21 protein-coding genes are annotated in these 26,563 nt (G+C 65.9%); 20 read left to right on the forward strand and 1 reads right to left on the reverse strand.

The window, feature by feature from the left end:
* Positions 1 to 30: 30 nt before the first annotated feature.
* The 17 genes from METFAM1_RS0119590 (at position 31) to METFAM1_RS0119670 (ending at position 20,963) form a co-directional block, all read left to right on the forward strand.
* On the forward strand, positions 31 to 2,874 hold the full coding sequence (locus tag METFAM1_RS0119590) for a methyl-accepting chemotaxis protein (protein ID WP_019917270.1): 2,844 nt from the start codon (positions 31 to 33) through the stop codon (positions 2,872 to 2,874).
* 68 nt (positions 2,875 to 2,942) lie between these two features.
* Positions 2,943 to 3,827: a CheR family methyltransferase gene (locus tag METFAM1_RS0119595; RefSeq protein ID WP_051102819.1), complete on the forward strand. Its 885-nt coding sequence runs from the start codon at positions 2,943 to 2,945 to the stop codon at positions 3,825 to 3,827.
* Entirely contained in the window at positions 3,802 to 4,431 is a 630-nt protein-coding gene (gene cheD, locus METFAM1_RS0119600; protein WP_019917272.1) for a chemoreceptor glutamine deamidase CheD, read from the forward strand. Before METFAM1_RS0119595 ends, cheD begins: the two co-directional genes overlap by 26 nt.
* 23 nt (positions 4,432 to 4,454) lie before the next feature.
* Complete coding sequence (locus METFAM1_RS0119605) at positions 4,455 to 5,528, forward strand: protein-glutamate methylesterase/protein-glutamine glutaminase (RefSeq protein ID WP_019917274.1); 1,074 nt, start codon at positions 4,455 to 4,457, stop codon at positions 5,526 to 5,528.
* Between the two features lie 47 nt (positions 5,529 to 5,575).
* Positions 5,576 to 5,881, forward strand: coding sequence for an STAS domain-containing protein (locus METFAM1_RS0119610; RefSeq protein WP_019917275.1), 306 nt, complete (start codon positions 5,576 to 5,578; stop codon positions 5,879 to 5,881).
* Between the two features lie 175 nt (positions 5,882 to 6,056).
* Positions 6,057 to 7,763: a methyl-accepting chemotaxis protein gene (locus METFAM1_RS0119615; RefSeq protein ID WP_019917276.1), complete on the forward strand. Its 1,707-nt coding sequence runs from the start codon at positions 6,057 to 6,059 to the stop codon at positions 7,761 to 7,763.
* Between the two features lie 230 nt (positions 7,764 to 7,993).
* The gene (locus METFAM1_RS0119620; RefSeq protein WP_024300866.1) at positions 7,994 to 10,015 is read left to right on the forward strand and encodes a methyl-accepting chemotaxis protein; all 2,022 of its coding nucleotides are present in this window, start codon (positions 7,994 to 7,996) and stop codon (positions 10,013 to 10,015) included.
* Between the two features lie 237 nt (positions 10,016 to 10,252).
* On the forward strand, positions 10,253 to 11,578 hold the full coding sequence (locus METFAM1_RS21355) for a methyl-accepting chemotaxis protein (RefSeq protein ID WP_024300867.1): 1,326 nt from the start codon (positions 10,253 to 10,255) through the stop codon (positions 11,576 to 11,578).
* A 145-nt stretch (positions 11,579 to 11,723) separates the two neighbouring features.
* The gene (locus tag METFAM1_RS0119630) at positions 11,724 to 12,695 is read left to right on the forward strand and encodes a chemotaxis protein (RefSeq protein ID WP_019917279.1); all 972 of its coding nucleotides are present in this window, start codon (positions 11,724 to 11,726) and stop codon (positions 12,693 to 12,695) included.
* A 19-nt stretch (positions 12,696 to 12,714) separates the two neighbouring features.
* Entirely contained in the window at positions 12,715 to 13,659 is a 945-nt protein-coding gene (locus tag METFAM1_RS0119635; RefSeq protein WP_020165469.1) for a chemotaxis protein, read from the forward strand.
* 14 nt (positions 13,660 to 13,673) lie between these two features.
* Positions 13,674 to 14,072 carry a chemotaxis response regulator CheY gene (cheY, locus tag METFAM1_RS0119640; protein WP_024300868.1) on the forward strand — a complete coding sequence of 133 codons (399 nt, stop codon included), beginning with the start codon at positions 13,674 to 13,676 and terminating at the stop codon, positions 14,070 to 14,072.
* Positions 14,073 to 14,094: 22 nt separating this feature from the next.
* Positions 14,095 to 14,922, forward strand: coding sequence for a protein phosphatase CheZ (gene cheZ / locus METFAM1_RS0119645; protein ID WP_019917282.1), 828 nt, complete (start codon positions 14,095 to 14,097; stop codon positions 14,920 to 14,922).
* Positions 14,923 to 15,060: 138 nt separating this feature from the next.
* On the forward strand, positions 15,061 to 16,932 hold the full coding sequence (locus METFAM1_RS0119650) for a chemotaxis protein CheA (RefSeq protein ID WP_019917283.1): 1,872 nt from the start codon (positions 15,061 to 15,063) through the stop codon (positions 16,930 to 16,932).
* Positions 16,933 to 17,119: 187 nt separating this feature from the next.
* Positions 17,120 to 17,470 carry a hypothetical protein gene (locus METFAM1_RS0119655; RefSeq protein WP_020165466.1) on the forward strand — a complete coding sequence of 117 codons (351 nt, stop codon included), beginning with the start codon at positions 17,120 to 17,122 and terminating at the stop codon, positions 17,468 to 17,470.
* A 58-nt stretch (positions 17,471 to 17,528) separates the two neighbouring features.
* Entirely contained in the window at positions 17,529 to 17,858 is a 330-nt protein-coding gene (locus tag METFAM1_RS0119660; RefSeq protein ID WP_019917285.1) for a DUF3135 domain-containing protein, read from the forward strand.
* A gap of 207 nt (positions 17,859 to 18,065) precedes the next feature.
* Positions 18,066 to 19,202 (forward strand): flagellar biosynthesis protein FlhB, encoded by a 1,137-nt coding sequence (gene flhB, locus METFAM1_RS0119665; protein WP_019917286.1) that lies wholly within the window; start codon positions 18,066 to 18,068, stop codon positions 19,200 to 19,202.
* A 123-nt stretch (positions 19,203 to 19,325) separates the two neighbouring features.
* Positions 19,326 to 20,963 (forward strand): methyl-accepting chemotaxis protein, encoded by a 1,638-nt coding sequence (locus METFAM1_RS0119670; RefSeq protein ID WP_019917287.1) that lies wholly within the window; start codon positions 19,326 to 19,328, stop codon positions 20,961 to 20,963.
* 93 nt (positions 20,964 to 21,056) lie between these two features.
* Here METFAM1_RS0119670 and METFAM1_RS0119675 read toward each other — a convergent pair whose 3' ends face one another.
* The gene (locus tag METFAM1_RS0119675; RefSeq protein ID WP_024300869.1) at positions 21,057 to 21,839 is read right to left on the reverse strand and encodes an outer membrane lipoprotein; all 783 of its coding nucleotides are present in this window, start codon (positions 21,837 to 21,839) and stop codon (positions 21,057 to 21,059) included.
* 178 nt (positions 21,840 to 22,017) lie between these two features.
* On the opposite strand from METFAM1_RS0119675, the gene flhA reads away from it, so the two are divergent.
* The 3 genes from flhA to METFAM1_RS0119690 are packed head-to-tail and all read left to right on the forward strand — an operon-like array spanning position 22,018 to position 26,532.
* Positions 22,018 to 24,126 carry a flagellar biosynthesis protein FlhA gene (gene flhA / locus METFAM1_RS0119680; protein WP_024300870.1) on the forward strand — a complete coding sequence of 703 codons (2,109 nt, stop codon included), beginning with the start codon at positions 22,018 to 22,020 and terminating at the stop codon, positions 24,124 to 24,126.
* On the forward strand, positions 24,123 to 25,652 hold the full coding sequence (gene flhF, locus METFAM1_RS0119685; RefSeq protein ID WP_019917291.1) for a flagellar biosynthesis GTPase FlhF: 1,530 nt from the start codon (positions 24,123 to 24,125) through the stop codon (positions 25,650 to 25,652). The genes flhA and flhF overlap by 4 nt, the downstream gene beginning before the upstream one ends.
* Positions 25,645 to 26,532 carry a MinD/ParA family ATP-binding protein gene (locus tag METFAM1_RS0119690; protein ID WP_024300871.1) on the forward strand — a complete coding sequence of 296 codons (888 nt, stop codon included), beginning with the start codon at positions 25,645 to 25,647 and terminating at the stop codon, positions 26,530 to 26,532. Before flhF ends, METFAM1_RS0119690 begins: the two co-directional genes overlap by 8 nt.
* The last annotated feature ends 31 nt before the right edge of the window (positions 26,533 to 26,563 follow it).

Consider the following 26,563-nt stretch of genomic DNA (forward strand, 5'->3'; position numbering starts at 1 on the left):
TCGATCAGCAGGGAGGCAGGAGAGTACGTCATGCGCATCAACTCGCCGGTGACCGGGCGTGAGGTCGAACTGACCGAGCGGCACAACCTCGTGTCGCGCACCGATCTGCAGGGCCGCATCACCTTCGCAAACCGTGATTTCGTCGAGGTGAGTGGCTTCGACGAGGCCGAACTGGTCGGCCAGCCGCACAACGTCGTGCGCCACCCGGACATGCCGCGCGAAGCCTTCGACGACATGTGGCGCTGCCTGAAGGCAGAGCGCCCGTGGACCGGGCTGGTCAAGAACCGCTGCAAGAACGGCGATCACTACTGGGTGCTCGCCAATGCAACGCCGCTGCTGGAGAACGGCGTGGTGACCGGCTACATCTCGGTGCGCACGCGCGCCTCGCGCGAGCAAATCGCCGCCGCCGAGAGCGCCTACCGCGCCTTCCGCGAAGGTCAGGCCAGAGGACTGGCGATCCGCGACGGGGTGGTGGTCCGCAGCGGTTTCTCGCCGACGCGCTTTGTTGCCGCCCTGAGCATCCGGGCGCGCATGTTTGCCATCGTCGGCATCCTCGGACTGACGATGGCGGGCATCGCCGCCACCGGCATGCAGGCGATGCAGACCAGCGAATCCATCCTGAAGGTGGTCTACAACGAGCGCGTGGTGCCGACCCAGCAGCTCAAGGTGGTCGCCGACATGTATGCGGTGAACATCGTCGATACCGCGCACAAGGTGCGCAACGGCAACATCGATTTCGCTGCCGGCAGCAAGAACCTCGATCAGGCGCGTGACGCGATCGGCAAGAACTGGGACAGCTATCGCGCCAGCCAGATGACGGCGGAGGAGAAGACGCTGGTCGAGCAGGCCGTGCCGCTGATGAAGACCGCCGACGCGTCGATCGAACGTCTGGCCGCCATCATGGCGAACAAGGACATGGCGGCGCTGACCGCCTACACGGTGCAAGACCTGTATCCGGTGATCGATCCGATCTCCGGCAAGATCAGCGAGCTGGTCGATCTGCAGATCCGCGTTGCGGGTTCCGAAATCGAGCACGTGCGCAGCGAATCGTCGTCGGCATTCGCCGTCATGGCAGCGCTGCTCGCCGTGGGCGTGCTGATCGCAGCGGTCGGCGCCTGGCTGCTGCTGCGCTCGATACTGCGGCCGATCGCCGACGTGAAGGCCATCGTCCGCCGCATGGCGGAGGGCCGGCTCGACGTCGAGGTGGAGACCACGCGCCGCGACGAGATGGTGGCCATCCTCGACGCGATGAAGACGATGAAGATCAAGCTCGGTGCCGACATGGCCGAGGAACGTCGTGTGGCAGACGAGAATCTGCGCATCCGCGAAGCGCTCGATTCGGTCACCACCAATGTGCGCATCGCCGATCCGGACGGCAAGGTGCTCTATGCAAACAAGACGCTGATCGACACGCTGCGCCGCACCGAGGCGGAAATCCGCCGGAAGGTGCCGCAGTTCTCGGCCGAGCGCTTCGTCGGCAGCGACATCACCGTGTTCTACGACGATCCTGAAGCGGCGCGTCGCCGCCTGGCCTCGCTGTCCAGCACGGTCAAAAGCGAGATTGTCATCGGCGGTCGCCTGTACCAGCTCACCACCAGCCCGATCACCAATGCGGCCGGTCAGCGACTGGGTTCGGTCGGCGAATGGCTGGACCGCACCGACGAGGCCGCCATCGAGAAGGAAGTGACCGATCTGGTGCGCAGCGCCGGCAATGGCGACTTCTCACAACGCCTGACGGTGGACGGCAAGCAGGGCTTCTTCCGTCAGCTGGCCGAAGGTCTGAACGGCCTGGTACAGCAGGTTTCCGATGGCTTGAGCGATGTGGCCAAGGTGCTCAACGCGATGGCCGGTGGTGACCTGAATCGCAGGATCGAGCGCGAGTACGCCGGAACCTTCGCGCAACTGAAGGACGACACGAACACGACGGTGGACAAGCTGCGGGAGGTGGTCGGCCGGATCAAGGAATCGACGGAAGCGATCAACACCGCTGCGCGGGAGATTACGGCCGGCAATGCGGACCTGAGTTCGCGCACCGAAGAGCAGGCGAGCTCGCTGGAAGAGACGGCCAGTTCGATGGAAGAGCTCAATGCGACGGTGAAGCAGAACGCGGAAAGCGCGCAGAAGGCGAACCAGCTGGGTCACCAGAGCAACGAAGCGGTGATGCGCGGTGCGGAGACGGTGAAGCGGGTGGTGCTGACGATGTCGGACATTCAGGACTCGAGCCGGAAGATCGCGGACATCATCGGGGTGATCGACTCGATCGCGTTCCAGACCAACATCCTTGCGCTGAACGCGGCAGTGGAAGCGGCGCGCGCGGGCGAGCAGGGCCGGGGCTTCGCGGTGGTGGCGAGCGAGGTACGCAATCTTGCGCAGCGCAGCGCGCAGGCGGCGAAGGAAATCAAGGGCCTGATCGCCGACTCGGTGGAGCGTGTCGACGGTGGCGCCAAGCTGGTGGCCGAGGCGGGTGCGACGATGGAGCAGGTGGTCGACAGCTTCCGTCAGGTGACGGGGCTGGTGACGGACATTGCGTCGGCAAGCCAGGAACAGTCGAGTGGTATTGCGCAGGTGACGCAGGCGGTGAGCCAGATGGACGGGGTGACGCAGCAGAACGCGGCGCTGGTGGAGCAGGCGGCGGCGGCGGCGGAGAGCCTGGAAGAGCAGGCGCGGTCGCTGATGCGTGCGGTGGGGCAGTTCAAGCTGGACGAGGGCGGTCGTGTGGCGTCGTCGTTCGACACGCCGGCCGCGGTATCGCGCGAGGCGGCGAACAGCGAACCGGTGCTGCCGCGTTCGCGTGGCGGTGCGCTGGGCAAGGTCAAGCGCATCGCGCCGACGGCGCAACCCGCCTTCGCCGAAGAGGAATGGGAAGAGTTCTGAACGCAGGCAGTGACTGAATCGTCCTTCCAAATGGAATCCGCATCGTGAACACAGGCAGCAAGGCAAGCATCACCACGCACAACGCGGCGCAGATCACGCGCCAGCTGTCGGAGGTGAAGACACTGACCGGCAGCACGCGCGAGTTCAGCTTCACGCGCGAGGACTTCGACCGCATCGCGAAGATGATCCATCAGTACGCGGGCATCTCGCTGTCGCCGATCAAGTTCGACATGGTGTACAGCCGGCTGGCACGCCGGCTGCGCGCCACCGGCGACGCAACCTTCGCCGACTACATCCGCCGGCTGGAGCGCAACGACCGCACCGAATGGGAAACCTTCGTCAATTCGCTGACGACCAACCTGACGTCCTTCTTCCGCGAAGCACATCACTTCGATCTGCTGAAGCAGCACCTGACCAAGCTCGGCAAGCCCAACGCGCGCATCTGGTGCAGCGCCGCGTCGACCGGCGAGGAGCCGTACTCGATCGCCATCACCTGTTGCGAGCTGTACGGCAGCATGACGCCGCCGGTCGAAATCATCGCCTCCGACATCGACACCCAGGTACTGGCGCAGGGCCAGGCGGGCGTCTATGGCGAAGAGCGCATCGAAAAGCTGTCGCCGGAACTGGTGCGCAAGTACTTCCTGCGTGGCACCGGCAGCCGTTCGGGTGAAGTGAGGGTGCGCCCCGAACTGCAGAGACTGATCCGCTTCACCCGCGTGAATCTGCTCGAACCGAACTGGCCGGTGCGCGGGCCGCTGGAAGCCATCTTCTGCCGCAATGTCATGATCTATTTCGACAAGCCCACGCAGTACGGCATCCTCAAGCGCTATGTGCCGTTGCTGCGACCGGACGGGCTGCTGTTTGCCGGCCACTCGGAGAGCTTCTCGCACGCGGTCGACCTGTTCCGCAATCTGGGAAGGACGGTTTATGCGCGTGCTGACGGCGGTCGATAATCACGGCCCGGGCCTGATCGAGCATCAGGCGGCACAGCGCTATTTTGACCGCAACTTCTCGCGCGAGGCGGTCAAGATCCTGCCGGGTGAGTTCTTCGTCACCACGCGCGACATGCTGCTGGTGACGGTGCTCGGCTCCTGCGTCGCCGCCTGCATACGCGATCCCGAGCGCGGCATCGGCGGCATGAACCACTTCATGCTGCCGGACGCCGGCAGCGGTGTCATGAGCCGTTCAGCACGCTACGGTGCCTACGCGATGGAACTGCTGGTGAACGAACTGATCAAGGCCGGGGCACGTCGCTCGGCGCTGCAGGCCAAGGTATTCGGCGGCGGGCGCGTGATGGCGACGCTGGCCAATGCCAATGTCGGCGAGCGCAATGCCAGTTTCGTGCTCGACTATCTGGCCAACGAGGGCATTCCGGTGCTGGCGCAGGACCTGCTGGACAGTCATGCCCGGAAGATCTATTTCTTCCCGCACGCCGGGCGTGTGCTGATGAAGAAACTTGCCCGCGTGAACAACGATACGCTGGCGCGCCGCGAACGCGAGTACCAGGAAAGACTCGCCCGCGACGACGCATCGGGCGACATCGAACTGTTCTCCTGATCGGGGGCACGGAGGAGCATGGAATGAAGATCAGGGTTCTGGTGGTCGACGATTCCGCGGTGATGCGGGCGGTGCTGACCGAGATCATCAATCAGGCGCCGGACATGGAAGTGGTCGCCACGGCGCCGGATGCTGCGGTGGCCCGGCAGAAGGTGAAGGAAACCTCGCCCGACGTGCTGACGCTCGACGTCGAAATGCCGAACATGAACGGCCTCGAATTTCTCGACAAGGTGATGCGGCTGCGCCCGATGCCGGTCATCATGATTTCGAGCCAGACCGCACAGGGGTCGGAAACCACGCTGCAGGCACTCGAACTGGGCGCGGTCGATTACGTGGCGAAGCCGCGTGGATCGCTGGCCGGGCTGCCGGTCAGCTACGCGCAGGAGATACACGAGAAGATCCGCGCCGCGCATGGCGCACGGCTGAAGGTGCTGCGCGCCGCACCGGCCGAGCCTGCGCCCGCCGCCGTCGCGCGACCGGCGCCCGCCGTCACGTCGGCCTGGGGCGACCGCATCGTCTGCATCGGCGCGTCGACCGGCGGCACCGAAGCGATCAAGGAAGTGTTGTGCCGACTGCCGGCCAATATGCCCGGCATCGTGATGGTGCAGCACATGCCTGAAATGTTCACCGCGAGCTTCGCCCGCCGCCTCGATTCGCTGGCCCGTGTCCGCGTCAAGGAGGCGGAGCAGGGCGAGCGCATCCTGCCCGGTCATGCCTATCTGGCGCCTGGGCATTCGCATCTGGAAATCCGCCGCAGCGGCACCGGCTATGTCTGCGAACTGCTGCAGACGCCGCCTTACAACCGTCACCGGCCGGCGGTGGACGTGCTGTTCAATTCGGCCGCCCAGCACGCGCGTGGCAGCGCGGTCGCCGCCTTGCTGACCGGCATGGGCAAGGACGGCGCCCAGGGCATGCTGGCCATGCGCCGCGCCGGCGCATGGACCATAGGGCAGGACCAGGAAAGCTGCGTCGTATATGGCATGCCGCGCGAGGCCGCTCAGATCGGCGCCTGCTGCGAGGTGGCGCCACTGAACCAGGTGGCCGAGCGCATCATTGCCGCACTGCAGGGAGGACGCCGGGTCGCCGCTCACGCATGAGCCGTCGACGCGTCGTTCAGTCATCCACTCACTGATAAAGATCCAGCATGGAAATCCGTACCTCGGTCATCGACCGACTCGCCCGCATCTCGTTGGGTGGCCGCTTCGACTTCTCTTCGCATCGCGCATTCCGTGAAACCACCGAGCGCATGATGGCCGGCGACGCCATCGACACGCTGGAAATCGACCTCGGAGCGGTGACCTACCTCGACAGCTCGGCGCTGGGCATGCTGCTGATGCTGCGCGACAAGGCGCGCGCCGCCCATTGCGTCGTGCGGCTCGTGAACTGCAGTGTGCCGGTGCGCCAGGTCATCGAGGTCGCCAACTTCCAGAAGCTGTTTACAGTCACCTGAGGTTCCCTGTCGGACCCCGCGAGGCGCTGCCACGGCAAGCGTCTCAAGTTCGGACGCTTCAGGTCGTAACTCTCTTCACCACGGACAGGCACACGATGCCCAGGATCCGAACATGCCGCGCGGGCGATGGTGCTTGCGCGACACGGGAAGATCCTTACCGGACAGGAGAGGAACGATGACAACAAGCAAGCGCGCAGCGACGCGCAGCATTTTGCCCTGGCTGGGCCTTTTTTCCGCACTGCTGATCACCCACCTCGGCCTTTACGCTTACAGCGCATCGGCCTTCACCCTGAGCGGCGCACTGATTGCCGCGGCCCTGGCCGCGACGGGGGCTTTCATTGCACGCACAACGGCCGTCCTGTTGTTCGAGCGTCCGCTCGAATCCATGGTTGCCGGCCTCGAACGCGCCCGCATGTCAGGCGATCTCACCTATCGACTGGACGTACGCGGCGGCGGCGCACTGCCTCGACTGGCGGAAAGCTATAACCGCCTGGTCACCGAGTTCAGTGCAGCGATGGCCAAGATGCTGTTCACCTCGAAGCGGCTGCAGGACACCTGCAGCGGCCTCGGCAAGGGGGCAGAGCGTGTCGCCGGCTCAGCCGAGCAGCAGTGTGCGGCCTCGCAGGCCGCCAGCGGCGACGTCGGCAACATGAAGATGAGCATGGAGACGGCGACCGAAGCGGCCGCCGGCACCGTGGACGATGCCACCCGATCGCGCGAGCTGTCGCAGAAGGGGGCGCAAGTGGTCAGTCGCGTCGCCGAGGAGATGGCCCGCGTCGCCGGCAGCGTGTCCGAAAGTGCGCGCCAGATCGAACATCTGGGCAAGCGCTCGGAGGAGATCGGCTCGGTCGTGCAGGTGATCCGCGAGATCGCCGACCAGACCAATCTGCTGGCCCTGAATGCGGCGATCGAGGCGGCGCGCGCCGGCGAACAGGGCCGCGGCTTCGCCGTGGTGGCCGACGAGGTGCGCAAGCTGGCCGAGCGGACGGCCGCGTCCACCGGGCAGATCCATTCGATGATTTCCGCCGTGCAGCGCGAAACCGCCGACGCCGCCTCGGTCATCCGCGCCAGCGCGGTCGAGGCGCGCACCGGCGCCGACCTGACCAGCGAGGCGGTGGCCACGCTGGAAAGCATCCGCGAATGTGCCGACGCGACGCTGGAACGCGTGGGCGGCACGGTCGAAGCCATGCGTCAGAACCGGGCGCTGGGTGAACAGGTCGAGCAGCACGTGCAGCGCATTTTCGCGATGGCGGAATCGAATCGCGAGGTCTCCAGTTCGACCGCTGCCGAGGCGTCACGACTGGACGTGCTATCAAGCAATCTGGCCGAGTTGTCGCAGGTGTTCCGCCTTGGCAGCTACGGCGAGCAGGCGGTTGCTGCCCACGCCCGCATGCCGGAGATCGTCGCCGACGCGGCGCAGCGCATCGGCGCCTGCCTGGAGGCGGCGGTCAAGCGCGGCGAAATCCGGATGGAAGACCTGTTCGACGAGAACTACCAGCCGATCGCCGGTACCAAGCCGACCAAGTACAGCACCAAGTTCGACGCCCTGACCGATCGCCTCTTCCCGGCGATCCAGGAGCCTCTGCTCGACCGGCACACCGGCCTGATCTACGCCGGTGCGGTCGACCGCAAGGGCTATTTCCCGACACACAACAAGCGTTTCTCGCAGCCGCTGACCGGCGACGAGAAGAAGGACATCGCCGGCAACCGCACCAAGCGCATCTTCGACGACCCGGTCGGTCGTCGCTGTGGTGCGCACAGCCAGCCTTTCCTGATCCAGACCTATCGCCGCGACACCGGCGAGGTGGTGCACGACATTTCGGCACCGATCTACGTCGGCGGCCGGCAGTGGGGCGGCTTCCGCATCGGCTACGCCGCCTGAACTGCCGGCGGCGCGAGCTAAGGACAACGGGGCGCCTGCGGGTGCCCCGTTGTGCTTGATGCATATCAAATAAATGCTGCGTTGCAGAAAGTTCGCTCAACCCTGGATGCAGTCTGCCGTAACTCTGTCAGGCGGGTCGTGAAGGGGTATCGACCCCGGGGAGCCCGCCTCGACACCGTATCTGGCTAATGCACGCAGTGCCGCGTGCCCCAGCCGCCCGAGGAGAGACCATGAACGCCCTGCTTTATCCCGCCCGCGCCCTGATGTCGCGCCTGCGGTTCGCTCCGAAGATGATGCTCGTGATGGGCATACTGCTCGCCATGCTCGTGACGCTTGCCACCACCGTTGCGATGTCCCGGCTAGACAGTCTGCGCATGATGGAACGCGAGCACATCGGCGCCGAGTATCTGCGTGCGCTGCTCGGCACGATGACTGCAGTTCAGCAGCATCGCGGCATGTCATCCGCCATGCTCAACGGCGACGCCTCGCAGGCGGCGAAGGTCGAGGCCAAGGCGGCCGAGGTCGCGCGTGGCCTCGACACGCTGAAGGCGCTGAACGCCGCCCATCCGGAACTGCTCGTACAGCAGGCGCAGATCGACCGTCTGTCCGGAGAGTGGGCAGCGGTGAGACAGCAGATGAGCGCTTCGACCGGCGCGGCCAACTTCGCCCGCCATTCGACGATGATAGACACGCTGCTGAACGACTTCCGCTCGGTATCCGATCGGTCGGGCATGAGCTTCGACCCCTATCCCGATACCTTCACTCTGGTCGAGGCCGCGGTGAACGTCGCGCCCTTCACCATTGAAAATCTGGCCAGGCTGCGCGGCCGCGCCGCGTCGATCAGCGCGCGCGGCACGGTCACGCCGGACGAGGCGATCGAACTGGGCGCGCTGCTGCAGCTGGCCGCCCGCCGCGTCGCCTCGATGGATCAGGTGAACGAACGTGTGCGCAGCTTCGCGCCCGAGCATGCACCGCGCGTTGCCGCCGAGATCGACAAGCTGCGCACCGCCTTCGCCTCGACCGCCGAGTTGCTGAACGCCTCGCTGAAAGCGCAGCGCTTTGATCTCCCGCCGGCAGAGGTGTTTGCCCGCGCTTCGGTGCCGGTCGAGGCGTCGGTCGGCACCATGACCGTACTGCTCGACACCGCTGACCTCGGCATCAATGCGCATTCGGAGCAACTGATGGTCGATCTGACGCTGACCTGCGTGCTGCTCGCCGCCAGCCTGCTGCTGTCCGTGTATCTGGCGCTCGGCCTGTATGCGTCGCTGAAGGACGCGATCGGCCACACGATAGATGGCGGCCGTCGTCTGGCCGAGGGCGATCTGACGGCGCGTATCCGCGTCGCCAGCCAGGACGAATTCGGCGACATCGCCAACAGCTTCAACAGCATGGCCGACAGCCTGTCCGCACTGATCGCCCGCGTGAAATCGTCGGCCGGGGAGGTCAGCCAGGTCACGATGGCGCTGGCCAGCGCCACGCAACAGATCAGCGAGGCCTCGGCCGGGCAGAGCCAGTCGGCGTCGGCCATGGCGGCCACGATCGAGGAACTGTCGGTGTCGATCAACAGCGTATCCGACAGTGCGGCAGAAATGCGTCGGCACGCTGAGTCCAGCCGCGAGGAAGCGGCCCAAGGCCACCATGCGATCGATGCGGTGAGCCATGAACTGGATGCGGTCGGCCACGTGGTGGGCGAGATTTCGCAGGCGGCCGGCGCCTTCATCGAAAGCACCCGTGCCATTGGCGACATGACCCGTCAGGTCAAGGACATTGCGGAGCAGACCAATCTGCTGGCGCTGAACGCGGCCATCGAAGCCGCCCGCGCCGGCGAGCAGGGCCGCGGTTTCGCGGTCGTCGCCGACGAGGTGCGCAAGCTGGCCGAGAAGTCGGCGGTGTCTGCGCAGCAGATCGACGAAGTGACGCGCGCGCTCGATGCCCGCGCTGGCAGCGTCGAGAGCGTGGTGCGCCGCGGCGTGCAGGCCATCGACAACTCGCGCAACCAGCTGACCGAGGTGGTTGGCGCGCTGGGGCGTGCGGCCGACGCCGCCGCGTCGACCTCGCAGGGCATAAGCGGCATTGCGGAATCGGTCAGCGAGCAGACCATTGCCAGCCACGACGTCGCCCGGTCGGTCGAACAGATCGCGCAGATGAGCGAAGAGAACAGCTCGGCCATCAATGCCATGGCCAGCGAGGCGCAGCACCTGCGCGCCCTCGCCATGGGGCTGGAAGAGGCGGGCGCCCGTTTCCGCATCTGAGCGCAGCGGAGCACAGGAAAAGGTCCGCGCCGGCTTGCCGGCGCGGGCCTTTTTTCCTTCTGCAGCGCGCCTCGGCAAGGACCGGGGAATTTCCCTGGCCGATGTGTGGATATAACTAAAGTAATGGATCCGGCAGGCGTTATTCCCTTGCGATCACGGCACTGAGCCGACCGCGCCCGGCCATCCCGGGCAACTTCGCACGTCCAGCATGCTGGAGACGACAGAGGAGAAACGGACATGTTCGGAAACAGGAGCAGGCAACTCGAAGTGCGTCTCGGTGAGTGTGAAATCCGGGCGGCGGCAGCGAAGGCCCTGATCGATGCCATCGACCGCTCGATGGCCATCATCGAGTTCGAACCGGACGGCAAGGTGATTGGTGCGAATGCCAACTTTTCCCGCGTGATGGGGTATGCCGCGTCCGAACTTCCGGGCATGCACCACCGGAGCTTCTGTCAGCCTTCCTATGCTTCATCGACCGCCTACACCGACATGTGGGCCCGTCTGGCGCGAGGCGATTTCGTGTCCGGCCGCTTTCCGCGGGTCGCCCGCGATGGTCGCGAAGTCTGGCTGGAGGCCAGCTACAACCCCGTGCTGGGTGCAGACGGCCGGGTCGTGAAGGTGGTCAAGGTGGCCAGCGACATTACCGACAAGGTGCGGGCCGAGAGCGAAGCCACCGCCTTGCTCAACGCGATCAACCGCTCGATGGCGGTCATTTCCTTTACGCCGGACGGCACGATACTCGACGCCAACCCGAACTTCCTGAAGACGGTCGGCTACTCGAAAGACGAAGTCGTCGGGCGTCATCACCGCATCTTCTGTGAAGCCGAGGAGGTCGCCGCGCCCGGGTATGCGGCATTCTGGCAGCGCCTGGCCAGCGGCGAGTTCGTCGCCGGCGACTTCAAGCGCCTGGCGCGCGACGGCCGGGTGGTCTGGCTGGAGGCGAGCTACAACCCGGTGTTCGACCCGGCCGGCAAGCTGTACAAGGTGGTCAAGTTCGCGACCGACATCACCGAGAAGAAAGTGCAGCAACTGGCGGAGCAGGAAAGCGCACGCGTCGCCTGGCGCGTGTCCAGCGAAACCGACGCCATCGCCACCGAAGGTGCGGCCATCATCGAACGGGCGTCGTCGGAAATGCGCGCCATCGCTGAAACGGTCCAGCTCACGTCGGACCGGGTGGGGGAACTGGGCAAACAGTCCGACCAGATCACCAGCATCGTCAAGACCATCCGCGAGATCGCCGACCAGACCAATCTGCTGGCGCTGAACGCCGCCATCGAGGCGGCGCGAGCCGGCGAGCAGGGCCGCGGCTTTGCCGTGGTGGCTGACGAGGTGCGCAAGCTGGCCGAGCGGACCAGCCTGTCCACCAAGGAAATCGGCGACATGGTGCAGCGCATTCAGGACGGTACGCGCGGCGCCATACAGAGCATGGAATCCAGCCTGGTGAAAGCCGGCAGCGGCGTCGAACTGGCGGGTAACGCCGGACAGGCGATCAAACGCATCAGCAATGGTGCGCGTGAGGTCGTACAGGCGGTCAGCAAGTTCTCGTCGGTCGTCGAGGGGTGAAGCAGGGCTGCGCGCCGACTGGGATTGACCGTCGGCGTGCCCGTCACCGCATCGTCACCTTGCGTTCAAGACTTTCCGACCCCTGCCGTAAACCCAGCATCACCCCCGCTTTTTTCGTGCCACTGACCAGACAGACGAGGCCGACATGTCAGAGTTGCTCAAGAATATCGATGCCCGCACCAAGCTCGCGGGTACCAACAAGCTCGAAATCCTGATGTTCTCGCTCGGCGTCGATACGCGAACGGGCAAGCGCGAAACCTTCGGCATCAATGTGTTCAAGGTGCGCGAGGTCATGCGTACGCCGGGGGTGACCGCGGCGCCTGAAATGCCGCCCGCGGTTGAAGGCATGGTGAGCCTGCGCGGTGCGCTGGTGCCGGTGGTCGATCTGGCCAAATTCGCCCAGTTCCCCAGCGAAACGCCGCGCGACGTGATGATCGTGACCGAATACAACGGTCACACCCAAGGTTTCCTGGTCGAGTCGGTCGATACCATCCTGCGCCTGGACTGGTCGCAGATGCGTGTGCCGCCGGCCATGCTGACCGCGAATCTCGGTGGCCTGGTCACCGCCGTCACCGAACTGGCCGACGGCCGTCTGGTGATGATGCTGGACGTCGAGAAGATCCTGTCCGAGACAGCGGACATCGACAACGACCTGGCGTTCAAGGACATCGAGCCGCTGGGCATCGAAGGCGCCACCGTCTTCTTCTGCGACGATTCCCCGGTCGCCCGCAACCAGATCACCCGCACGCTGGACCTGATGGGTGTGCGCTACGTCAGCGCGATCAACGGCGCCCAGATGTGGACCGAACTGAAGAAGATCGCCTCCTACGCCGATGCCAGCGGCCGCAAGGTCGGCGATCTGGTGAGCATGATCTTGACCGACGTCGAAATGCCGGAAATGGACGGCTACATCCTGACCAAGCACATCAAGGCCGATCCGCGCTTCGCCGGTATCCCGGTGGTGATGCATTCCTCGCTGTCCTCCGGTTCCAACCAGCAGCTGGGCCGCTCGGTCGGTGTCGACGAATACGTATCGAAGTTCGAGGCGCAGCGTCTGGCGGAAACGATCAGCCGCCTGATCCGCCGCGGCAACGGTGGCGACCGTGCCGCCGCCTGAACGAGACTGGAGACAGACGATGGACAGAACCGATCAGAACCTGCTCGAACAAGTCGACGCCCGCACCAAGCTGGCGGGGTCGAACAAGATGGAAATCCTGCTGTTCTCGCTCGGCACGCACGAGCTGTTCGGCATCAACGTGTTCAAGGTGCGTGAAGTCAGCCGTACCCCGACCGTAACGCCGACTCCCAATATGCCGGGCGGCGTCGAAGGCCTCATTTCGCTGCGCGGCAACGTGATCCCGGTGCTGTCGCTGGCGCGCATCATGAATCTGGACGGCGCACCCGAGGGCATGGGCGGCGCCATGATGGTGACCGAGTACAGCAAGCGTACGCTGGGCTTCCTGGTGCACGAGGTCGATCGCATCATCCGCGTCGACTGGGACCGCGTGCGTGCGCCCGAATCGGTGGTGACCAGCGAGCAGCTCTACATCACCGCCATCACCGAACTGGACGACGGCCGCCTGGTGTCCATCCTGGACGTCGAAAGCATCATGGCCGGCACCTTCGGAGAGGCCGCCATCACCGACATACCGCCGCTGGGCGGCAACTACGAGCCGAACGTGTTCTTCGTCGATGACTCGGCGGTCGCCCGCAAGAAGATCGCCGAAGTGCTGGATCGGCTGAGCATCAAACACAAGCACGCCACCAATGGCGCCGAGGCCTGGTCCCGGCTGCAGGGCATGGCCGCGCATTCGTCGGCCACCGGCGCTCCGCTGACCGACGAGATCGACCTCATCCTGGTCGACGCCGAAATGCCCGAGATGGATGGCTATGTGCTGACCCGCAATATCAAGAATGACCCTCGTTTTGCCGACATACCGGTAGTCATGCACTCGTCGCTGTCGTCGGAAGCCAACCGTGCGATGGGCAAGAGCGTCGGGGTGGACGCATACGTGGCGAAGTTCGATGCCGAAGTGCTGGCCGACACGCTGCGTCCGCTGCTGGCAACACATAAAGCCTGAGAGAGGTAGGCCCCATGTCTGATCCCAAGATGAAATTTCTCGTTGTCGATGACTTCTCGACCATGCGCCGCATCGTGCGCAACCTGCTGAAGGAACTCGGGTTCACCAATGTCGATGAGGCCGAGGACGGCGTGATTGCGCTGCAGAAACTCAAGGCCAGCGAATTCGACTTCGTGGTGACCGACTGGAACATGCCGAACATGACCGGCATCGAGCTGCTGCGCGCCATCCGCGCGGATGCTGCGCTGAAGGCGCTGCCGGTGCTCATGATCACGGCCGAGGCGAAGAAGGAAAACATCATCGAGGCTGCCCAGGCCGGTGCTTCGGGCTACATCGTGAAGCCCTTCACCGCCGGCACGCTGAGCGAAAAGCTGAACAAGATTTTCGAGAAGATGAACCAGAAGGCCGCTTGAGCCTGCATCGGGAGAGGAAACCGTGAAGAAGCTGAAGCTTGACGAAACTGGCGATTCCGACGATCTGCAGGCCTTGTTCGACAGCATTGCCAGCGAGACGCCGCAGAAGGTGCGTCTCGAAGTCGTACCCGAGGCGGTAAACAGCGTCGGCGGCGATTCCGCCGACCTGGAGGCGCTGTTCGACACCGTAGCGACCGAATACACCACCTCGCACGCTGTCGATGAGTCGCATGAACTCGAACACAGCTGCGAAAACGTGTTCAACAAGGTCGGACATCTCGCCCGCCAGTTGCACGACACGCTGCGCCAGCTCGGCTATGACCACGCGCTGGAAGACGTGGCGCAGCAGATGCCGGATGCCCGCAGCCGCCTGAACTACGTCGCCCAGATGACCGAAAACGCGGCGAGTCGCGTGCTCAACGCGACCGACGTGGCGATCCCGCTGCAGGACGACGTCGAGAAGCGCTCCAGTGCGCTGCACGACCGCTGGGAAAAGCTGTACCGCAACGAGCTGTCGGTGGATGAGTTCAAGGCGCTGGCGAACGAAACCCGCGGTTTCCTCGGCGATGTGCCGGGCTTCGCCCGCGACACGCGCGCCCAGTTGAACGAAATCATGATGGCGCAGGATTTTCAGGATCTGACCGGTCAGGTCATCAAGAAAATCGTAGAAATGTCGCAAGAGCTGGAGAGCGGCCTGCTGCAGGTGCTGATCGAAGCCATGCCGGCCGAGAAGCGGGCGGCAACGCCGGAAGGCCTGCTCAACGGACCAGTCATCAATTCGGAAGGCCGCAGCGACGTGGTGACCAGCCAGGAACAGGTCGACGACCTGCTCGAAAGCCTCGGCTTCTGAGACTGGCGAAGGATGGACGCACAACAAGGTCGGTGAGGCAGAACGCCGTTTCTGCCGGACCGTGACAACAGGTGCAGTTGGGCGGACGGATCGACGATCCGGTCGCCACAGGAGCGAAAGATGAGTGACTTTCAGGGAATGGAAGATCTGCTGCAGGACTTTCTGGTCGAGGCAACCGACCTGCTGTCCGGCGTGGACAACAAGCTGGTCGATCTCGAGAAGACCCCGGGCGACCGCGGTCTGCTGAACGAGATCTTCCGCGGTTTCCACACCATCAAGGGCGGTGCCGGCTTCCTGAACGCCGCCGAACTGGTCGCCCTCTGTCACCTGACCGAAAATCTTTTCGACAAGCTGCGCAACGGCGAAATGAACGTGACGCCGGTGCTGATGGACGTCATTCTCGACGCCACCGGCATTGTGCGCGACATGTTCGGCGCGCTCGAGCGCGGCATGCAGCCGACGGCGGCCGACCCCGGCGTGATGTCCCGCCTGCGCGCCGCGCTGGCTGGCGAACTGACAGCCGAACCGGCCAAGGCGGCCGCCCCGGTGGCGAAGCCGGTCGCCCCGGCCGCGCCGGCGCCGGTCGGTGCCGAGCCCGACTGGGTGTCGCTGCACCAGGCGGTGACCGGCGTCGTGCCGTCCGCTCCGCAAGCGGTGCCCGAACCGGCCGCCGCGCGTTCGGCCAACGACGGCGAAGTGGCTGCCGTGGTCAATGCCGCCTTCGGCCGCCGCGCCGGCGATCGTCCGGGCGCACCCGCCCCGAGCGGTCGCCGCGACGCCGAGAAGGGCCGCGACAATTCGATCCGCGTCGATACCTCGCGTCTGGACCAGGTGCTGAACCTGTCCGGCGAGATCGGCCTGACCAAGAACCGCCTGACCTCGCTGCGCGCAGACATCCTGGCCGGCAAGAACGACAGCGATACGCTGCATGCGCTCGACGCAGCGGTGAGCCAGCTCGACCTGCTGGTGTCCGACCTGCAGAACGCGGTGATGAAGACCCGCATGCAGCCGATCGGCCGCCTGTTCCAGAAGTACCCGCGCATCGCCCGCGACCTCGCCCGCAACCTCGGCAAGGACGTCGAGCTGGCGCTGGTCGGCGAGGAAACCGAAATCGACAAGACGATGATCGAGGATCTGTCCGATCCGATCATCCACCTGATCCGCAACGCGGTCGATCACGGCGTCGAGACGCCGGACGAGCGCATGGCCCAGGGCAAGCCGGGCAAGTCGGTCGTGCGCCTCGAAGCGCGCCAGGAGGGCGATCACATCGTCATCATGGTGGCCGACGACGGCCGCGGCATGAACGCCGAGCGCCTGCGTGCCAAGGCGCTGGAGAAGGGTCTCATCACCGATGAGGAAGCGAACACGCTGGACGAGCGTTCGAGCCTGAACCTGGTGTTCCTGCCCGGCTTCTCGACGGCCGCCACGGTGTCCGACGTGTCGGGCCGCGGTGTCGGCATGGACGTGGTGAAGACCAATATCCAGAAGCTGAACGGCTCGATCGAAATCCGCTCGGTGCAGGGCAAGGGCACCACCTTCGTCATCTCGCTGCCGCTGACGCTGGCGATACTGCCGGTGCTGCTGGTGCGCCTGGCCGAACAGCACTTCGCGGTGCCGCTGTCGATGGTGCGCGAAATCCTGCCGATCCAGCACGAGGACATCCAGGAAGTCGGCGGTCGCGCCACCATGGTGGTGCGCGGCGAAGTGATGCCGGTGCTGCCGCTGGCCCGCCTGCTCGGCTGGCCGCAGAAGAATCATCCGCAGTATGGCGTGCTGATGCAGTCTGCCGAGTCGTCCTTCATCCTGGCGATCGACAACTTCGCCGGTCGCGAGGACGCGGTGATCAAGAGCCTGGACGACTTCCGTCCGAAGGGCGTGGCCGGTGTGACCACGCTGTCGAATGGTCAGATCGTGTTGATTCTCGACATGAAGGAACTGCTGGGCTCGATGGGCGACACGCGCGGCGTATCGCGTTCCAGCCTGATCGGTCACGTCGCCCGCGCCGCCTGACGCCCCCTGTTTCAACGCTGTTTCAGAGAGCCCGCCCGGGCCAAGTCCGGGCGGGCTCTTTTCCTTTGCTGGCCTGGGTCTCAGGGCTGCCTGCCTCGCAATCTCTCTGCCCCTAAAGAGTTCAGTTCGAGGGTCGATAAGAAAGCATACCCGGCACTTCGCCGATCGCTACCGAGGGAGTCAAACCATGGCCGAAGCTACCCTGATCCAGCCGATTTCGTCCCCGTTTCCCGCTGCCGCGATGCTGCCTGCGGCCAGCATCCAGGCCCATCACGCCGAGATCATGCGATTGATGGATGCGATCGAGACGCTCGGCAACGAGGCGATGGTGACCGCGATGAATCTCGCCGGCGAGGCGGCCGAAGCCGACGCGCGGGGCCTCTTCATGCGCGCGCAGGAAGTGCGCGCCTGGGTGCAGACCACGCTCGACATGGTCAATACCGACGCGCTGTGCCCGGACCTGTCGGGTCAGCTTGCCTACCAGGGCGTCGAGCAGGCAGCGCGCCTTGTCGCGGCGCGTGAAACCCTGCCGCGCTGAAATCGACCACTGTCTGTTCCAATCGCCGAAGCACGATTGATGCAGGCGAGGACACCGAGTGTCGAAAAATCCTGAGCAGGACTTCGATTTTGACGTCTGGAAGGAGCTGGCCCATTCAGATCCCCAGACCTATTTCGCGGAGCGACGGCGCGTGATCGAACAATTCATCAATACCTGCCCCCCGGACAAGCAGGCGGTTCTGCGCGACCTGCAGGTACGCATCGATGCCAGCCGGGCGATGGCGGGCTCACCCAACCAGTCGGTGCGCGAGCTGTCGCGCATGATGGAGGACTACCTGCTCGCGCTGTCCGAGCGCCTGATGGCGCTGCATCGCGAAACATCGGCGCTGCAGACGTCGCTGCGCCAGGGATTGCGCGGCTCGGCCTGAGTCCGCCGCCAGCGGGCGCAGCGCGCACGGCAGGGCTGGCGCGGCAGTTTCCGGGCTGCCATGCCCCACCGCCCACCTCTCGCACCAAGCTCCTGCGCCTGACCCGCCCGAGGTCGCAGATGGGGTGATCTTCGGCCGCTGTTCCGCCGATTGCCTCCGGTCTCCGCGGCGCATCATCCTGCGCATTGCCGAACCGGGTCTGCGCACGTGGCAGAAGAAAGCGATCTCGAAAAGACAGAACCAGCGTCACAGCGACGACTGGAAAAGGCGCGCGAAGAAGGGCAGGTGCCCAATTCGCGCGAACTGGCGACCTTTCTCGTCACCATCACCGGCGTCGCCGGCATGTCTGCGCTCGCCGGCTGGATGTGGCCGCGCAGCGCCAATCTGCTGCGCGACGGCCTGACCATAGACCGGCGCGCCATCTTCGATCCGGCGGCGATGTTCGCGCTGCTGATCGAGCGCTCCACAGATGCCCTGCTGATGCTGGCGCCGCTGTTCATCGCGCTGATGCTGGCTGCCTTCGTGTCGCCCTTTCTCATGGCGGGCTGGAACTTCGCGCCGAAGGCACTCGAACCGAAGTTCTCGAAACTGAATCCGGCAGCCGGTCTGAAGCGCATGTTCTCGTCCACGGCGGCGGTCGAGCTGGGCAAGAGCATCGGCAAGGCGACGCTGGTGGGCAGCGTCGCGGCCTGGGTGGTCATGCGCGACCACGAGAAGCTGTTCGCGCTGTTCGGCGCGCCGGTCGACGTCGCGCTCGGCGCCACCGGCGACCTCATCATGACGGCAACCCTGCTGCTGGTCGCCGGCATGGCGCTCATCGTCGCCATCGATGTGCCCTTCCAGCTCTGGCACTACCACTCCGAACTGAAGATGACCAAGGAGGAGGCGCGCCAGGAATTCAAGGAGCAGGAGGGCGATCCGCACGTGAAGGGGCGCATCCGCCAGCAACAGCGCGAAATGGCGCGCAGCCGGATGATGGCCAACGTGCCGAAGGCCGACGTGGTGGTGACCAACCCGACCCACTACTCGGTTGCACTGCGCTACGACGCGGCACGCGGCGGTGCGCCGCGGGTTGTGGCCAAAGGGGCGGGCGAGATGGCGCTGCGCATCCGGACCGTCGCCAGCGAGCACGGTGTGCCGCTGGTCGAGGCGCCGCCGCTGGCGCGCGCGCTGCACAAGCACTGCGAACTGGAGCAGGAAGTGCCGGCCCGGCTGTTCCGCGCGGTGGCCGAGGTGCTGGCCTATGTCTATCAGCTCAACGACGCTTTTTCCCGTGGCGGCGACATTCCGAAGATGCCCGGCGACCTGCCGGTGCCGGATGACATGGATCCTGGCAGCGACTGACGTGCCATACGAAATCCCTGATCGGCCGTATGTCGGATGAGTGATTCCTGCCTCAAGCGCTGTGTGCGCCAGCCGTTAACTCATTGAGTTTTCTGCACACAATCCGCTCCTGAGGGACGCTTCATGAAGAACCTGAGAATCTCCACCCGTCTTGCTCTCGGCTTTGGCCTGATCGCACTGATCTTCGTTGCGGTGGCCGTTTTCGTCGAAATCCAGTCGGTGCGCATGAGTGCCAGCGCTCACGAGATCCGCGCGCTGACCCAGCCCAAGGTCGATGCGATCGCCGATCTGAACGACGCGGTGCAGCGGGTGCGCGTCTACTCGCGCAGCGCCATCATCGAAACCGAGGACGCCGCGATCCAGAAGGTACGCGTCAAGCTGGAGGACTACGTCGGCAAGGCCGACGAGGCGGTCAAGCGCCTCGGCGCACTGGTCGCCTTGCCCGGCAGCGAGGAGGCCGAGCGGGCTTTGTTTGCCCAGCTCGAACAGCGCTTGCAGGCCTTCCGCGGCATTTCGCAGGAGGTCTTGGCCCTGGGGCTGGTCAATCGCAACACGGAGGCGAACGAACTGCTGCACTCGACGCATGGCCCGGCGGCGACGGCGTTGAACGAGGCGTCGATGGCGCTGCGCGAGCGGGTGCGCAGCCGCAACGACGGCGCCATCGCGGCGCTCGAGGACTCGGCCGAGGCACTGACGCGCGCCGTGCTCATCGCCGGCGTCCTGTTCATCGTGGCGGCAGTCGTCGTGTCGCTCATCATCACCCGCAGCATCTCCAGCCAGCTCGGCCATACCTTGTCCGCTGTCCGGCGGATCGCCGACGGCGATCTGACCACCGATCTGCGACCGGAGGGCGAAAGCGAGCCGGCGCAGGTATTGCGCGCGGTCCAGTCGATGCAGCAGTCGCTGCGTGGCATGGTGCGCACGATAGGCGAAGCCACCGGCAAGCTGGGCGACTCGGCCGCCCACCTGTCCGGCGCCACCCAGCAGGTGCGGCTCGCCTCGGATTCGCAGGCGGAACTGGCGGCCGCGATGGCCGCCTCGCTGGAGGAGCTGTCGACCTCGATTACCCACGTCAGCGAGCTGAGCAACGAAGCACGCGACGCCTCGCAAGTGGCCGGCGAGCACGCCGCGGACGGTGCCGGCGACATCGGCCGCATGGTGGGGCAGATGCGCGAAGTGACCGAGGGCATCGAGAGCAGCGCGCAGCGCGCGCTCGAACTGGGCAGTGAAGTCGCGCACATCACGCGCATCGTCCATGTGATCCGTGACGTCGCCGATCAGACCAATCTGCTGGCGCTGAATGCGGCGATCGAGGCCGCGCGCGCCGGCGAGATGGGGCGGGGGTTCGCGGTGGTTGCCGACGAGGTGCGCAAACTGGCTGAACAGTCGGCGCGCTCGGCCACTGAGATCACCGATATGGTGACGCGTATCCAGAGCGGTGCGACCGAGGTGTCGAGCACCATGCAGAGCACGGTTCAGCGGGTACATGCGGGTCTGGCGACGGCCGAGCAGGGACGGGCCAAGGTGCTGGACATCGATGCGCACGCCCGACAGGTCGCCGGCACGATAGGCGAGGTGTCCGGCGGATTGCAGGAGCAGGCCGTAGCCAGCCAGGATCTGGCGCGGCGCGTCGAGCAGATCGTGCAGGTGGTCGAGGAGAACGCCAGTGCTGCGGCGTCGGTCGCGACTTCGGCGAGCGAGCTGGCCAGCCTCTCCGAACAGCTGCAGGGCGAGGTGAGTCGCTTCCGCACAGCGGCCTGAGCCGGACAGCAGGCGGGCGAACAGGCAAAAAAAACGGGCACCACGCGGGTGCCCGAAAGGGGTCCTCAGAGAGAGGAAGGAGGAAACCTGTGTTCAGTCGGCCATCACGAGCCGGTTGCCCTGCAGCCTGACCTTGTCGCCGGTGCGCCAGACCGGTTCCGCGTCCAGCGTGACCGTGCGGTACTCGCCGTTTTCCATGCGCACACCCACTTCCCAGCGTGAGGTCGTGCGCTGCGTCTTTTCGACCTGGTGGCCGGCATAGGCGCCGCCGGCAATGCCGATCAGCGTCGCGATCGTGCGCCCGCTGCCCTTGCCGACCTGATTGCCGAGCAGACCGCCCACCACGCCGCCAGCGGCAGCACCCAGACCGCTGGGGTCGGCCGCCGCCTTTACCTCGCGTACCGATTCGACCAGACCGCAGTCGGCGCAAACCGGCGCCGGAGCGCGGTAATCGGCTTCGCTGCGCGGCAGCGTCTGTTCGTAGGCGGTGCGCGGCTGCGCCGGAATGACATCGATGCCCGAGTCGTAGGTCCGGTCCGCGACCTTCACCGCACCTGTTTCGCCAGCGTCGGCGACATGCACCTTCTTCGCTGCCACAGCCTTGACGACCGGCTTCTCGCTGCGCTTTTCAGCGGGTCTGTCAGCGACGGCGGTCGGCTGAGCCGGTTCGGGGGCGGCAACGACTGCTTGGGTCGCCGGAGCCGGCGTCGTGCCCGTCTGTGCGGCGGCCGCGATGACCGGTGCAGGCGTGGCCGGCTCGAAGAAGCCGGACATTTTGGCGATGCCGACTGCGCTGAAGGCGGTGACCGAGACAGCGGCCACCCACAGAGCGGGGTGAAGCGAACTGGCTGAAGCGGCACGGGCCGGGGCGTTCATCTGTAGTCTCCTGGGACTGGGGTGCGACAGTGCAAGTAACGCACGCCGACGTGAACAGGAGCGCCCCCTGTTTGTAAGGGCGTTTTGCGCTGCGTAACAATCCAGTCGACCCAATAGCCGGGGAAAACCCCTCTTCTTTCTCCGGTTTGATGGACGTCACCTGCGATGAAATGTCGCCATGGCTACGTCCCTCTCGTTCCGTCAGGTCATCGGTTCCCCGAACATCGCCCAGATGGCTGCGCCGCTGCTCATCGTCCTCATCCTGTCGATGATGGTGCTGCCGTTGCCCACCTTCGTGCTGGACGTGTTTTTCACGTTCAACATCGCGATGTCGGTGATGGTGATGCTGGTGGCGCTCTATACGACAAAGGCGCTCGATTTCTCGGTATTTCCGTCGGTCCTGCTGGTGACCACGCTGCTGCGCCTGTCGCTGAACGTGGCGTCCACCCGGGTCGTTCTGCTCGAAGGCCACACCGGCCCGGATGCGGCCGGCAAGGTGATCGAAGCCTTCGGCCACTTCCTGGTCGGCGGCAACTACGCGGTCGGCATCATCGTTTTCATCATCCTGACCGTCATCAACTTCGTCGTCGTTACAAAAGGCGCCGGCCGGATCGCCGAGGTGGGCGCCCGCTTCACGCTGGACGCGATGCCCGGCAAGCAGATGGCGATCGACGCCGACCTGAACGCCGGTCTGATCGGTGAGGACGAAGCGCGCCGTCGCCGTAAGGAAATCGCCGACGAGGCGGATTTCTACGGTTCGATGGACGGTGCGTCCAAGTTCGTGCGTGGCGACGCGATCGCCGGCATCCTCATCCTGCTCATCAATATGGTGGGCGGCATGCTGATCGGTGTGATGGAGCACGACATGACTGCCGGCGGCGCAGCCAAGGCCTACGTGATGCTCACCATCGGCGACGGCCTGGTCGCGCAGATCCCGGCGCTGGTCATTTCGATCGCCGCCGGTCTGGTGGTGTCGCGCGTCGGTAACGACGGCGACGTGGGCGGTCAGGTGATCGGTCAGCTGTTCGGCGATCCGCGCGTACTGGGCATCTCGGCCGGCATCATGGGCCTGATGGGCATGATCCCCGGCATGCCCAACTTTGTTTTCCTGCTGATCGCCGCCGGCCTCGGATACCTTGCCTGGCGCGGCATGCAGAAGGCGGCATCGCCCAAGGTGAAGGAAGCGGCGGAGAAGAAAGCGGCCGAACAGGCGGCGGCGCAGTCGGTCACGCCGCCCGAACAGCAGGAAGCGGCATGGACCGATGTCGTCCCGGTCGACACGCTGGGTCTCGAAGTCGGCTACCGCCTCATTCCGCTGGTCGATCGCGGCCAGGACGGCGAGCTGCTCAAGCGCATCCGCGGCCTGCGCAAGAAGTTCGCGGCGGAGATCGGCTTCCTGACCGCGCCGGTGCACATCCGCGACAACCTCGAACTGAAGCCCAACGGCTACCGCATCACGCTCAAGGGCGTCGATGTCGGCAGCGGCGAGGCCTATCCGGGCAGCCTGATGGCGATCAATCCGGGCCGCGTCGCCGGCGCGCTGCCGGGCCGCGAAGCACGCGATCCGGCGTTCGGCCTGCCGGCCGTGTGGATCGAACAGGGCCTGCGCGAACAGGCGCACGCGCTTGGCTACACCGTGGTCGATGCGGCCACCGTGATCGCCACCCACCTGAACCACCTCATCCTGACCCACGCCGCCGAACTGTTCGGCCGTCAGGAAGCGCAGGCGCTGCTGGAACACGTCGCCCGCGATCAGCCCAAACTGGTCGAGGATCTGGTGCCGAAGGCGCTGCCGCTGGCGGTGGTGCAGCGCGTGCTGCAGAGCCTGCTCGAAGAGGGCGTGGCGATCCGCGACATGCGCTCCATCGTCGAAACGCTGGCCGAGTACGCGCCGCGCACGCAGGACCCGCTGGAGCTGACCTCGCGCGTCCGCGTGGCGCTGGGCCGCGCCATCGTGCAGCAGCTGTTCCCGGGCAATAACGACGTCCAGGTCATGGTGCTCGACCCGGGTCTGGAGCGCCTGATCGGTCAGGCGCTCGGTGGCGGCGGCGACGGTTCGGTGATCGAACCGGGCCTGGCCGACACGCTGATGAATGAAGTGGCGCGTACCGCGCAGAACCAGGAAGAAATGGGTCTGCCGGCCGTGCTGCTGGTGCCGGCGCCGCTGCGCTGGCTGCTGTCGCGCTTCCTGCGCCGGGCGGTGCCCAGCCTGAAAGTGCTCGCCAATTCCGAAGTTCCTGAAACACGCACCATCAAGGTGACCTCTGTCATCGGAGTCAAATCATGACGCCTCGCAAATATCTCGCTGCCTCCGCTCGCGACGCCCTGCGCCGCATCAAGGAAGACCTCGGCCCCGACGCCATCGTGCTGTCGAACCGACCGGTCGAGGGCGGCGTGGAAATACTCGCGCTGCCGGCGAATGCGCTGGAGGCCATGACTGCACCGACGAAGAAGCCGGCCGCAGCGCCAGTACCGGCGCCGGCGGCACCGGTGGCGCGTGCCGCCGCGCAGCCCGCCGCGCGCGCCGAAGCGCAGTCGGCGTTTCAGACCTCGTCCCGGCCCTACGGTGACGAGGATTTCGAGGTGACGCTGTCGAGCAGCCTGGCTGCGCGCAAGGTCGCACCGGCGCCGGCGCCGGCGCAGGAAGTGCGGGCGCCGAAGCCCTGGCAGCCGTACAAGCCGCGTCCGGCGACACCGAGCGAATTGCGCGATCTGGCACGCGGCCGTCAGCAGGCGCCGGCCAACGAGCACCTCGAAGCGCACGCTGAAGTGCCGCAGCGTCGTGCCGCACCGGCTGTCGAGACCGCACCGCGTCACACCGCGCAAGCGTCCGAGCCGGCGCCGCAGCTCGACGCCGCACTGCGCGAGGAACTGGGCAGCATCCGCCGCATGCTCGAACAGCAGCTGGCCGGTTTCGCCTGGGGCGAAATGTCGCGCAGCTCGCCGATCAAGACGACGCTGGCCGCCGAAATGCTCGAATCCGGCTTCAGCGCGGTGACCACCTATCGGCTGCTCGACCAGCTCAGCACCTCCGACTCGCTGGCTGCTGCGCGAAATGAACTGCGCACATTGATCGGCCGCGACCTGATCACGCTGAACTCCGACGCCGACATCATCGATCGCGGCGGTGTCTATGCGCTGGTCGGCCCGACTGGCGTCGGCAAGACCACCACCACCGCCAAGCTCGCCGCCCGCTGCGTGGTGCGCCACGGCGCCGACAAGGTGGCGCTGCTCACCACCGACGGCTACCGGATCGGCGCCCACGAACAGCTGCGCATCTACGGCCGCATCCTCGGCGTGCCGGTGCACGCGGTGCGCGACGCCTCCGACCTGCGCCGCATGCTGGTCGAACTGCGCGACAAGCACATGGTGCTGATCGACACCGTCGGCATGAGCCAGCGCGACCGCGCCGTCGCCGAGCAGATCGCCATGCTGTCGTCGAGCGGTGACGTACGCCGCCTGCTGCTGCTGAATTCGGTCGCCCGCGCCGACGCGCTGGATGACGTGGTGCGCGCCTACTCGTCGCCGAATGGCGGCGCCGATCTGGCTGGCGCCATCATCAGCAAGGTCGACGAATCGGTGACGCTGGGGCCGGTGCTCGACGTGCTGATGCGCCACGAACTGCCTCTTTACTACGTCGCCAACGGCCAGCGCGTGCCGGAAGATCTGCACCTGCCGAATCGCGCCTACTTGATGCACCGCGCCCTGCGTGCCGCCGGCGAAGAATCGTCGCAACACCTCTCGCCCCAGGACGCCGGCCTGTTGATGGCTGCCTCGCGTCGCGACCTGCGCAGCGAGGTGAGCCGTGGCTGATTTCATGCACGACCAGGCAGCCGGCCTGCGCGCCATGTTCCGCCGTTACCCGACGCAGCGCGTCGCCTTCGCCGGCGCGATGGACGGCGTCGGCAGTACCTCGATCGCGGTCGCCACCGCCATCGAGGCGGCCCGCAGCGGCCTGCGCGTGACACTGATCGACGAACACCAGGGCGCCGGCTCGGCGACCGCGCGGCTCGGCCTGACCTCGCGCATCGACCTGTTGCAGGCGATCAACCGCGACGTTGCGCTCGCCTCGGTGCGCATCGCCTCGCAACACGGCGTGGCCGTGGTGCCGGCAGCCCGTCTGGCCGCCGCGTCGAAACAGCTGAACCGCCTGCAGACCGAGGCGCTGGACGAAGCGCTGGTCGAACTGACCCGCGATACCGAACTGCTGGTGATCGACTGCGCGCTCGACGACGGTCAGCTGTCGGCGCTGGCCCGTCGTGCCGACCGGCTGGCAGTGATCACCGCCGCCTCCGGCGTCAGCATCACCGCCGCCTACGCGCTGATCAAGCGTCACCTCGCCGGCAATGCGCCGGTGACGGGCAGCGCGGCCCGCCCGGTGCATGTCGGCGTCAGCCGCGCGCGCTCGGTGGCCGACGCTCGCCAGGCCTTTGCCAGCCTGAATGGCGTGGTGAGCGAACACCTGGGCAGTGCGCTGCACTGGCTGGGCTGCCTGCCGAGCGGCTACCAGCGCCCGGTTTTCGCCACCGCGGGTGACGATGCCCTCAAGATCGGGCGCGATCTTGCCGAAAAGCTTTTCGTGACCCGCGAGGCGGAGAAAGCCGGTATGTTGTCGGCCCTGGACGACGCGCTCGCGGGTGACCGCAGCGACCGGGGAGGGCGTGCAGACGGATTCCCGGCCCAAGTGGCCTGACTGCACAAGCGACCCGCAGCAGAGGAAGAAA

It is taken from the genome of Methyloversatilis discipulorum (assembly GCF_000527135.1).
GTDB classification, from domain to species: Bacteria; Pseudomonadota; Gammaproteobacteria; order Burkholderiales; family Rhodocyclaceae; genus Methyloversatilis; species Methyloversatilis discipulorum.